At 31.7% G+C, this 10895-nt stretch carries 9 protein-coding genes; 8 read left to right on the top strand and 1 reads right to left on the bottom strand.

All coding sequences use genetic code 11. The features are described from left to right. Positions 1-230: 230 nt before the first annotated feature. Complete coding sequence (locus tag RCH18_RS08435; protein ID WP_326936313.1) at positions 231-2390, bottom strand: TonB-dependent receptor; 2160 nt, start codon at positions 2388-2390, stop codon at positions 231-233. A gap of 273 nt (positions 2391-2663) precedes the next feature. On the opposite strand from RCH18_RS08435, the gene RCH18_RS08430 reads away from it, so the two are divergent. The 8 genes from RCH18_RS08430 to RCH18_RS08395 all read left to right on the top strand — a co-directional run bounded on the left by RCH18_RS08430 (position 2664) and on the right by RCH18_RS08395 (position 10888). Continuing rightward, the gene (locus RCH18_RS08430) at positions 2664-3233 is read left to right on the top strand and encodes a sugar O-acetyltransferase (protein WP_326936312.1); all 570 of its coding nucleotides are present in this window, start codon (positions 2664-2666) and stop codon (positions 3231-3233) included. A gap of 39 nt (positions 3234-3272) precedes the next feature. Then, positions 3273-3668: a hypothetical protein gene (locus RCH18_RS08425; RefSeq protein WP_326936311.1), complete on the top strand. Its 396-nt coding sequence runs from the start codon at positions 3273-3275 to the stop codon at positions 3666-3668. 248 nt (positions 3669-3916) lie between these two features. Continuing rightward, complete coding sequence (locus RCH18_RS08420; RefSeq protein ID WP_326936310.1) at positions 3917-5197, top strand: chloride channel protein; 1281 nt, start codon at positions 3917-3919, stop codon at positions 5195-5197. Between the two features lie 5 nt (positions 5198-5202). Next, positions 5203-5814, top strand: a complete 612-nt coding sequence (locus RCH18_RS08415) for an HPP family protein (protein WP_326936309.1) — start codon at positions 5203-5205, stop codon at positions 5812-5814. Positions 5815-6023: 209 nt separating this feature from the next. Continuing rightward, a complete protein-coding gene (locus tag RCH18_RS08410) occupies positions 6024-6563 on the top strand; it encodes an IS1096 element passenger TnpR family protein (RefSeq protein WP_326936308.1) in 540 nt (179 codons plus the stop codon). Positions 6564-6733: 170 nt separating this feature from the next. Continuing rightward, a complete protein-coding gene (locus tag RCH18_RS08405) occupies positions 6734-7792 on the top strand; it encodes a nucleoid-associated protein (RefSeq protein ID WP_326936307.1) in 1059 nt (352 codons plus the stop codon). 100 nt (positions 7793-7892) lie between these two features. Beyond that, the gene (aroQ, locus tag RCH18_RS08400; protein WP_326936306.1) at positions 7893-8306 is read left to right on the top strand and encodes a type II 3-dehydroquinate dehydratase; all 414 of its coding nucleotides are present in this window, start codon (positions 7893-7895) and stop codon (positions 8304-8306) included. A gap of 95 nt (positions 8307-8401) precedes the next feature. Beyond that, positions 8402-10888 carry a DUF5686 and carboxypeptidase regulatory-like domain-containing protein gene (locus tag RCH18_RS08395; RefSeq protein ID WP_326936305.1) on the top strand — a complete coding sequence of 829 codons (2487 nt, stop codon included), beginning with the start codon at positions 8402-8404 and terminating at the stop codon, positions 10886-10888. Positions 10889-10895 lie beyond the last annotated feature (7 nt).

Raw genomic sequence — 10895 nt, 5'->3', positions numbered from 1 at the left:
TTATTTCGTTTCACTACATAAAAACACTCGAAGTGACGGCGATACATTTTTATTTCGTTTCACTACATAAAAACACTCGAAGTGACGGCGATACAGTTTTATTTCGTTTCACCACATAAAAACACTCGAAGTGACGGCGATAAATTTTTATTTCGTTTCATTACATAAAAACCCTTTAAGTGATGCATATTTTGACTCATCTGCGCTTGTTGGCATTCTAAATCCCACATTTAAAGATTCCACAATTGATTATCCTTCTTGTCATTACTTATCGTCCAGAAGAATCCAACAAAGAAAAAACGATCTGCGGTAGGAATAATTTCTTTTCTGTTATAGACGCCTGCATCATTTAACTTGTTCGCGTATTCATAACCAAATACATTTTGAGTTGCTAAAACATTGGAAATAGAGAAATACATAATCTTTTGCTGCGACAATAAATACGCCCAATTAAAACTTAAATTATTGAATGCTTTGGTTTTTCCATTCATAAACTGTGTTTCATTTGGATTATTATACGGTCTGCCTGTGCTAAACGAATGTGTGAAACCTACTTGTGATTTTAAATCGTTGATCCAATATTTAGTTACAATAGACAAAGTGTGATCAGCAACAAAATTTGGAGTTACTTGTGCTGGAAAGTTTCTGTAATCTCTTTCGGTATTTATGTAAGAATACGAAATCCAATATTCTAAATTCTTAATTGTATTTCCATCTCTCCAAAAAAAATCCAAACCTTTAGCGTATCCGGACCCATTATTGCTGTAATCCGAATTAAATACAGCTGTTTCTGTATCGAATTTTACTAGTTTCCGATAGCCCTTAAAGTACGTTTCCGCTCTAAAGATTTTTCCGTTTTTATTGTATTGATAATTCAAAATATAGTGAGAAGCTTTTTCGCTTTCAAATTGATGGTATTTTGAATATTTAACATAATCCGCATTTGGCGTTTGAGTAAAATCGCCATAAGCGAAAGAGAATTGACTGTTTTTGGCCATTTTATAGGCAAATGAAATTCGGGGTGAGATAGCAATTTCATTTAAAAAAGCATTATTTGCTACTCTCACTCCTACTTTTGCAGCCCAATTTTTAGAAAAGAAAATATCGGCTTCGCTGTAAACGGCCGCAATGTTAGCTTGATAACCATTCGTAAAAATCAAACCTGAAGTTGGACTAAAATCTTCATTAAATTTAGTAATAAAATAATCAGCACCGAAAGATAACTTTAACCGATCTGAAAAACTTTTTCGCAGTTTTAGTTTTAAATGAGCAGCATTTTCATCATTCGACACCGTATCTAAATTCAAGTTGATTTTGTTGTTGCTGTACCCGTAACTCAATCCAGAAGTAATTTGCCAATTGTTCCCGACAACACCCTTATAAGAGGAATTCATATAAAAATTATTATTGTTTAAATCGACTCTTACTTTATCAGGAGAATTAATGTTTTCTTGATTAATGTCAAATTTTGACGAATCAAAAGCAGCGTATACTTTCAAAATTCCATGATTAAAGTTATAGCGATATACCGTCTCTCCTGACAACGATTGAAACGGACTGTTCCAATCTACGTTTTGAGGGATTAAGGCTTGATAGGGCGCTAAATTGATATAATTTGCATTAACACTCAGTGAACTTTTTTTCCATTTTTGGGTATTTCCAATTCCTAAACCAACGGTCATCAAAGAGATTTCGGTTTTATTTTGGTCCGGCTCATCTTGAGTATTCAATAGCAAAACACTTGACAACGCTTCGCCATATTCGACTGAATAACCTCCTGTTGAAAAAGATATACCGCTAAAAAGGAAAGGAGAAAACCGACCACGAGCGGGAATGTTAAGCGTACTTGCGCCGTAGGGTTGTGCTACTCTTATTCCATCCACAAAGGTTTGTGTCTCATTGGCCTCGCCACCACGTACAAATAACCTTCCGTCCTCGCCTACGGTTTGTGTTCCTGGCAAGGTTTGCAAAGCGGCAATAATATTCCCCGCAGACCCAGCTGTAGTAACGATATCCAATGGTTTTAGAACAGAAACTCTGGCTTTGTCTCCCGCTTCTAATATTCCTGCTGTGATGACAACACTATCAAGTGAAATTATACTTTCACGCAGTTTGACAGTTAAATTTTTAGCATTTGCAACATCGATGACTATTTTTGAAGATTCGTAAATAAGTGAACTAACCACCAAGGTTTGATTACCTTTTGTATTAGTTTCAAAAGTAAATTCGCCAACTTCAGAACTCGAAGTTCCATCAAAAGTCCCTTCGATAAAAATATTAGCGCCTGCAACAGGCTTTCCTTTTTCGTCTATTATTTTACCTGCAATTGTTGTTTGAGAGAAAAGTATTGTCGTTAGTAAAAAAATGGAAATCGTAAAAATGGTTTTCATCGTATTTGGTTTTTGTTGAGGTAAATGTATTTTAGAAATAAGACAAGAAAAACTTTACTGTTCCGAACTGTTGAAATCAAGAGATGAATTGTAAAGAATTTATTTTTCTGTTATATTTACAAAAAGTCTAATGAAAACGGAAGCGATTTGCATGAGGGATAGTAGTGGAAATCCTTTATTTTCTCGTTGTCAAAACGAGAAAATAAAGATTGAAACGGATAGCCCGACCGCAGCTTTTGCGGAGGGCATGCCCAAAAAATAAAAAAATTACCAATGGAACCGATGACCGAAAAAGAGAAAATGATAGCAGGTGATTATTATTTGGCAGGAGATTCTGTTTTAGTCAAGGACAGACGAAAATCTAAAAATTTACTACATCGGTTAAATGTAACGGAGTATAGAATTACGAAAAAAGCACGGGAAATAATCAAAGAACTGATTCCAAATGCTGGAGCAAACTTATATATAGAGCCGCCCTTTTTTTGCGATTATGGATACAATATTATTTGCGGAGAAAACGTTTACTTTAATGTAAATTGTGTTGTTTTAGATTGTACCAAAGTGACTATTGGCTCTAATGTTTTTTTTGCGCCAGGAGTTCAATTATATACAGCAACACATCCACTTGATGCAGAATTACGTAAAACACTTGAAAATGCCTTGCCTATCACTATTGGTGATAACTGTTGGATAGGAGGAAATTCGGTAATTTGTCCGGGTGTGATCATTGGAAGTGGTTGTGTGATTGGCGCCGGGTCAGTAGTTACAAAAAATATTCCTGACAATTCATTAGCCGTTGGAAATCCTGCAAAGGTAATTAGAAAATTAAATCAAGAATTATAGTTATATTTAGCAGTATTATAAATCATTAAAAACAGCAAGATGAAACATCTAAAATTATTTACAGTGCTTGCACTAATTTTTGTGGCAAATAGCGTTTTGGCTCAATCGACTTTTGATAAATGGCCAGCAGTCAAAGAACTTCATGGGGTAATGTCAGAGACTTTTCATCCTGCTGAAGAGGGAAATCTAGCTCCTATCAAGGCACGTTCGGAGGAAATGATGGCTAAATCAGCGCAATTATTGAAATCAGACATTCCAACTGAATTTAGAACCAATGCGATTTTGGCTTCGGCGGAGAGATTACAATTGAAGAGTAAAGCATTAAATAAATTAGTAAAGGCTAATGCTGCAGATACGGATTTGGTAAAATCGATAACTGATTTGCACGACACTTTTCATGAAATTGTAGGACTTTGTTCCGAACCAAAAAAATAGATAAAGAGCCCAATCAATTGATTGGGCTTTTTTTGTAAAAAACTTATCAATAGCAACTAGTTTTATAAAAAATAGTTGCTAATTATTTTATTACACGCTAATAAAATACAATAATAATAAAATAGTGCAGCATCAGCATTTTTTGGATTCTATTGTGATATTGTTTTTTTAAATTTGTACTGTAGAATTATTTTATTTAATTGTACAATTTCCTGTTTTATAAAAACAAAATTTAGCAATTTGATATGATGAACACAAATACAGAAATTAAAAAAAATTACCGATTCATAAAGTTTAAAAAATTAGTAATAGTTTCAGTATTGATTGGATTTCTCTCCGCTTTTTTAGGTATAGTTTTAAAAAATGCAACTGAATATTACGAATCAATATTTTTTCACCGTGCGACTATCAATCCAATATTTTTTGTAGTTTTACCCGTTTTTGGATTATCAATTATCTTTTTTTTGAGACAATATTTGTTTAAGAAAAAGGAGAACAAAGGCATTAAAGAAATTTTTGAAAGCGTAGATTCTAAAACCAAGAATTTACCCAGTTATAAAATACCTTCTCATTTTATAAATGGTTTACTAACGGTCGTTTCTGGTGGATCTACGGGAATTGAAGTTTCTACAGTTGTCGCTACTGCCACTATAGGAGCTGTTGCACAACGAAAACACAATATGTTTAGACAATATAAAACCGAGTTGATTTGTGCCGGAATAGCTGCAGGAATTACTGTTTTATTTAGTAGTCCTATAGCAGGAATTTTATTTTCGCTTGAAGTAATTTCAAAAAAATTGACTAGAGCTTTTATTCTTACTACTGGTATAGCAGTTGTAATCGCTTCCACACTTAGTTTTCTTTTACATGAAGAACCATTATTCACTGTAAACATCACAACTTGGCATTTAAAAGCAACCCCATATTTTATTTTATTAGGAGTATTGGCTGCTCTTTATTCTGTGTATCTGACGCGTTGCGTTTTATTTTTTAAATCATACTTTTTAAAGATAAATGAACCTTATTACAAAATTATTTTAGGATCAATACTTTTAAGTACTTCATTTTTTATATTTCCTCAATTGTATGGAGAAGGCTACCATGCGATTAAAACTATGTTATTTGAATCAAATGATACAATTCTAACTGTTTCTTTAGCGCTAACTTTCTTTGGATTAACATTAGTAAAACCCATCGCTACATCTGCTACGCTAGCAGCAGGGGGTGACGGAGGTGTTTTTGCACCAAGTTTATTTATTGGAGCTTTTTTAGGATTATTGCTTGCGTTACTACTCAATCGATACACGAACGCCGATGTTATTCCTATCAATTTTATGATCATAGGTATGGCTGCAGTTTTAAGTGCAAGTATTCATGCTCCTTTTACCGCTTTGTTTTTAGTTTGTGGTTTAACTAATGATTACACCCTATTTTTCCCAATTTTAATCGTTTGTTTGATTTCTAAATATACCGCCAAGATGATCTATCCGTTTACTGTTTACACTTATTCTCCAAGTCTAGCAAAATAATTAGTATGTCATCAATTCATAAAATTAAAAGAAATTATCGAAAAACTAAATACATACTTTATAAGGAAACGCTCGTTGATTTTAAGGAACATTTTTGGGCATTCGTTGGAGGATTTCTTGGTATCGGCATAATTGCTTATTTGCAATCGCACACATTGCCACAATCTGATATGGTTTACTTAATTGGTTCTTTTGGTGCATCAAGTGTTCTGGTTTACGGCGTTATTCAAAGCCCATTGGCACAGCCTAGAAATTTAATAGGCGGTCATGTGATTTCGGCTATTATTGGTGTTACGGTTTATAAATTTGTGCCTGACATTCTTTGGCTAACCGCTCCACTTGCCGTTGCATCCTCTATCGTATTGATGCAAATTACAAAAACTTTACATCCGCCAGGTGGCGCTACTGCTTTGATTGCAATTGCTGGTTCTGAAAAAATTAAAAATTTAGGCTATTGGTATGTCCTTTCTCCAGTTCTTAGCGGAGCATTAATTTTATTGGCTGTAGCTTTGATTACTAATAATATGGCTCATAATAGATTATATCCCAATCATAAAAAGTACCATAAATTTAGAAAAAGAATTACCAGTTTGCTAAAAAGTAAAAGTAAGTTTTGATGTTAAGATATTATATTATTTAAAGTAGGTAATCGATAAAATGAAACAAGCAACATATACTAATCGTGATTTTTATTATAAATTTAAACTTTCAAAATTAGTAACTGCTACTCTAATATTTATTAACAAACGAAAAATCTGTTATAAATCTTGACGATAATATCTAAAATTATATTTTACCTTTGACCTTCAAAAAAAAAGCAACGATTATGGTTTATAAATTTAGAGTAATTCTAGACGCAGAAGAGGATATTTTTAGAGATATAGCAATTCTTGCTGATGATACATTGGAAGATTTACACAATGCTATATTCAATTCTTTTGGATTTGACGGTATGGACGTTGCCTCTTTTTACACATGTGATGAAACTTGGAATCAAGAAGAAGAGATTTCACTTTTTGATACCGGAGATGTTATTGGTGAACAAAAAATAATGAGTGATTATCCATTATCTGAAATATTAGATAAAGAAAATACTAAAATTATTTATGTTTATGACTTCATTAATATGTGGACTTTTCTAGTCGAACTAGCATCTATTGAAGAACCTGTTACTGGCAACAGCTATCCTGAAACCATATTTTCGCATGGTGAAATACCAGACGAAGCTATGGAAAAAAACTTCGAATCAGATGATGCAGATAGTTATAATGATGAATACGAAGATGGTTTAGATGAAGATGATCTAGACATGTTTGAGGGAGACGACAGTTTTGAAGATTATGGTAATGACGAAAGCTGGAATTAAACCTCTCCTTAACCTTCTCCACAGTAGAAGGCACTAAATCAAAAAATAAAAACATATTTCTATATTGATGAAAGAGTTTTTTGTTTGCACAAAATAATTTCCCGCAACACTTCTATTTATTAGTGTAAACAAAACAAATTTCAAAACATACCTTTAACACTTTCAGCACAATGATTAATTTATATAATACACATATCGAAAATTTATCAATTCATAGAGTTGGTAATAAAAGTAGAAATGAAGCAATCTTTTTATCAGAGCAACCTTTTAGTTTGAATGATGAAATAGTTCCTTTAATGAAAGAATTTTTCTTCAAACCCTTCAGAGAAAAAGAAGAAAACTATTATCAATTTGCACATGAAATCGATTTAGATTATAATGATATGTTCAAGTTTGCTACTGAAGTTTTTGATAATCCATCAATTGTTCACGAGGTTTCAAAAAAAATAACACAGCACTTATTTGAGCAGTCCAATCATCCACATATTAAAAATGGGGAAGTATACGTTACTTATTTATCTAACGTAAGCATCGATAATAATGTAGTAGATGCTATCGGAATATTTAAAAGTGAAATCCAAGCTGACTTTTTACAATTTGAAGAAAAATCTACACATCTTGAAATGATTTTGCAACAAGGTGTAAGTCTTAATAAACTTGATAAAGGGTGTTTAATTTTTAATTATAAAAAAGAAGAAGGATATAAAATACTCACTGTTGACAGTAACCGTTATGATGCGAGATACTGGCTAGAGCATTTCCTTTCTGTAGATGCATTTGAAGATGAAAATTTCATTACAAAAAAATATTTGAAATTTTGTCAAAATTTCGCAAAAGATGTTGTTTTCCCAGCTGAAGACAAAAAGGAAGAGGTAATGTTTATGAATCGCTCGGTGAATTATTTTGCCAAAAATGACGAGTTTGAAGAAACCGAATTTTTAAATGAAGTATTAGACAATCCTGATCTTATTCCTGAATTTAAAAATTACAAAATCGACAAAGGCGAAAAATACAGTATAGAAGATGTAACTTCTTTTCCCATAGCAAATGCGGCTGTTTCTGATGCTAGAAAATCAATTAAAAACGTGATTAATTTAGATACGCACATCCAAATAAAGATGGATTTTATCAATCCTGAAAGTGCTGAGAAGTATGTAGAAAAAGGTTGGGATGAGGAAAAACAAATGTACTATTACTTAGTTTATTTCAATAAAGAACAAAAATCTTAAATTTTAGAATTTAGAATTTAGAATTTATATTGATTTATAATGAATCCTCAATTGTGAAAGTAATTGAGGATTTTTTTTTATTTTTACAAAAATCAAAATTATGAAAATTAGCATCATTAATGGACCGAACTTAAATTTACTAGGAAAACGAGAACCAGAAGTTTATGGAAATCTAACCTTCGAGGAGTATTTTACAACTTTACAAATAAAATTTCCTGCAATTGAATTCTCTTATTTTCAAAGTAATATAGAAGGTCAATTAATTGATAAAATTCAAGAATTTGGTTTCTCATTTGATGGAATAATTTTAAATGCTGGTGCGTACACACATACTTCGATAGGTATAGGCGACGCAGTTAAAGCCATAACAACGCCAGTGATTGAAGTTCATATTTCAAATACGTTTTCTAGAGAAGAATTTAGACATCAGTCCTATATTTCTGGAAATGCAAAAGGAGTTGTTCTAGGATTTGGCTTGAAAAGTTATGAATTAGCAGTACATTCATTTTTATAGTTTTTCGCTTTTATTAAACTATGTTTTAAATGTTTAACATTTAATTAATATCCTCTTTTGAAACTTCTTTTATTTTTGTGAGAGAAAAAACTTTCATGAAAAAATTTTACTCTTTGTTAATGTTTTTAGCTTTTTTTACAATCCACGCGCAAATTAAAGGAACCATTACTGATGATAAAGGGAATCCCCTTCCTTTTGTTACTATTATTCAGCAAGATACTTATAACGGTACCACCTCGAACGAGCAAGGCTACTACGAATTCACTTTAAGAAGCAAAGATAAACCCAGTGTTGTATTTCAATTTTTAGGCTTTAAAACGCAAAAGGTTTCTATCGATCTTAATAAACTTCCGTATGCCTTAAATATAAAGATGGAAGAGGAGAGTTTCTCGCTGAATGAAGTAATTATTAATAAAAAGATCAATCCAGCCATTGCCATTATAAAAAATGCAATGGCAAGCAGAAAAGAAAATACCGAAAAGACCAATAAATTCAATGCCGACTTTTATTCTCGTGGTATTTTTAAATTAAAAAACGCCCCTAAGAAATTTCTAGGCCAAAAAATTAGTGATTTGAATGGCGCTTTAGACTCCACAGGTACGGGTATTATTTCATTATCAGAAACCTTTTCTAAAATATCATTTGAAAAACCTGATAATCTAAAAGAAGTTGTGACTGCCTCAAAAGTGAGCGGTAGAGACAACGGCTATAGTTACAATACAGCGCGTTCCTCATTTTATGATTTTTATGATAACACAGTCGATTTTGGCATCAAAATGATTTCGCCTATTGCTAGTAATGCATTCGCTTATTATGATTATAGGCTAGAAAGCACCTTTTTTGACGAAAATAAAAAAATGATTAATAAAATAAAAGTCAAGGCAAAGCGAGATAGCGAACCTGTATTTGAAGGTTATATCTATATTGTTGAGGATTCTTGGGCAATTTATGCAGTTGAATTAGATATTAAAGGTTATCGTATAAAAGAAGAGTTTTTAGAGGTAATGAGCCTAAAACAAAATTTTAGTTACAATAATAACAATAAAATTTGGGCAAAAAATACGCAAAGTTTGGAGATTGCAGCTGGTGCATTTGGAATTTCCTTTACAGGAAAGTATAATTATGTGTACAGCAATTATGACTTTATAAATTCTTTTGCTCCAAAAACATTTACAAATGAAATTACTAGAATTGAAATAAATTCAAATAAAAAAGATTCTCTTTTTTGGAATAGTAACAGACCGATTCCCCTGACAATAGAGGAATCTATTGATTATGTGAGAAAAGATAGTATCTATAAGGTTCGAAACTCGGAAAAATATCTTGATTCAATTGATGCAAAAGGGAATAAATTCAAAATAACAAAATTACTAACAGGATATAGTTTCAACAATAGCTTAGAAAAATACATTTTTAAATATGATGGTCTATTAAACATTGGATCTATTAGTTTTAATACTGTTCAAGGTTATAATTTTGATTCTGGATTTAGTTTTACAACTCGCAAAAAACAAGAGGCAAAAGGACAATATACATCAGTTAGTTCAAAATTTAATTATGGCTTTGCAGAAGATCGCATGCGGGTAACTGGTCAATTCATCCACCGATTTAACAATCAAAATTATGCAACTTTATATATGACTGGCGGAAGTTCAGTAAAGCAATTCAATTCCAGTGAACCTATTAGTAAAACAATAAATACAATAAGTTCATTAGCGTTTAAGAATAACTTTATGAAATTGTATAATTTAGAAGCAGTAGGAATTGGCTTTAGCCAAGATATTACTAATGGTGTTAACTTAAATAGTAGAATTGAATACCAGCAGCGCAAACCTTTATTTAACAATACCGATTACTCTTTTTTTAGCAAAAATGATTTTTATACTTCAAATAATCCACTGGCTCCAAATGATTTTATATATACACCTTTTACAGAACATCATTTAACAAAAATAAATGTGCTTGCTAGAATCAATTTTGGCAATAAATACTCTTCACGCCCTGATGGAAAATTTAATATTCGCAATGAAAAGTATCCAACACTTTATATAGCATACGAGAGAGCAATTGCTGCAAGCGAAAAGAAATACGAATTTGATCAAATAAGCACTCGATTAACCTACGATTTAACTTTAGGAAATAAAGGAATTGTTGGTATAAATCTTCGAGCTGGTAAATTTTTAAATGCTAATAACATTGCTTTTATAGATTACAAACATTTCAATGGAAATCAAACACATATTGGGCAAACAAATCGTTACTTAAATGTTTTCAACCTATTACCCTACTATTCAAATAGCACAAATAAAAGTTATTTTGAATGGCATAGTGAATATAATGATAAGGGATTTATTATGAATAAAATTCCGTTGTTGAACAAACTGAAATCGACATTAAACCTTGGATTTCATACTTTATCAACATCTAACAATAAACCTTATACCGAATTTACAGCCGGTTTAGACAATATAGGATTTGGTAAATTTAAGCTGCTGCGTATTGATTATATTCGATCTTATCAAAATGGTGTTCAAGGCGACGGAGTTATTTTTGGACTTAAGTTTTTAAATATTTTAGAGTAATAAAACT

This window comes from Flavobacterium sp. PL11, from assembly GCF_035985025.1.
Classification (GTDB): domain Bacteria; phylum Bacteroidota; class Bacteroidia; order Flavobacteriales; family Flavobacteriaceae; genus Flavobacterium.
The sequence above is the reverse complement of the archived record's forward strand: the minus strand, read 5'-3'. Positions and strand labels throughout refer to the sequence as shown.

Excerpts from the sequence above, each read along its gene's own strand:
- RCH18_RS08420 (WP_326936310.1), top strand. The coding sequence starts at position 3,917 with ATGAACACAAATACAGAAATTAAAAAAAATTACCGATTCATAAAGTTT.
- RCH18_RS08425 (WP_326936311.1), top strand. The coding sequence starts at position 3,273 with ATGAAACATCTAAAATTATTTACAGTGCTTGCACTAATTTTTGTGGCA.
- aroQ (WP_326936306.1), top strand. The coding sequence starts at position 7,893 with ATGAAAATTAGCATCATTAATGGACCGAACTTAAATTTACTAGGAAAA.
- RCH18_RS08395 (WP_326936305.1), top strand. The coding sequence starts at position 8,402 with ATGAAAAAATTTTACTCTTTGTTAATGTTTTTAGCTTTTTTTACAATC.
- RCH18_RS08410 (WP_326936308.1), top strand. The coding sequence starts at position 6,024 with ATGGTTTATAAATTTAGAGTAATTCTAGACGCAGAAGAGGATATTTTT.
- RCH18_RS08435 (WP_326936313.1), bottom strand. The coding sequence starts at position 2,390 with ATGAAAACCATTTTTACGATTTCCATTTTTTTACTAACGACAATACTT.
- RCH18_RS08415 (WP_326936309.1), top strand. The coding sequence starts at position 5,203 with ATGTCATCAATTCATAAAATTAAAAGAAATTATCGAAAAACTAAATAC.
- RCH18_RS08405 (WP_326936307.1), top strand. The coding sequence starts at position 6,734 with ATGATTAATTTATATAATACACATATCGAAAATTTATCAATTCATAGA.
- RCH18_RS08430 (WP_326936312.1), top strand. The coding sequence starts at position 2,664 with ATGGAACCGATGACCGAAAAAGAGAAAATGATAGCAGGTGATTATTAT.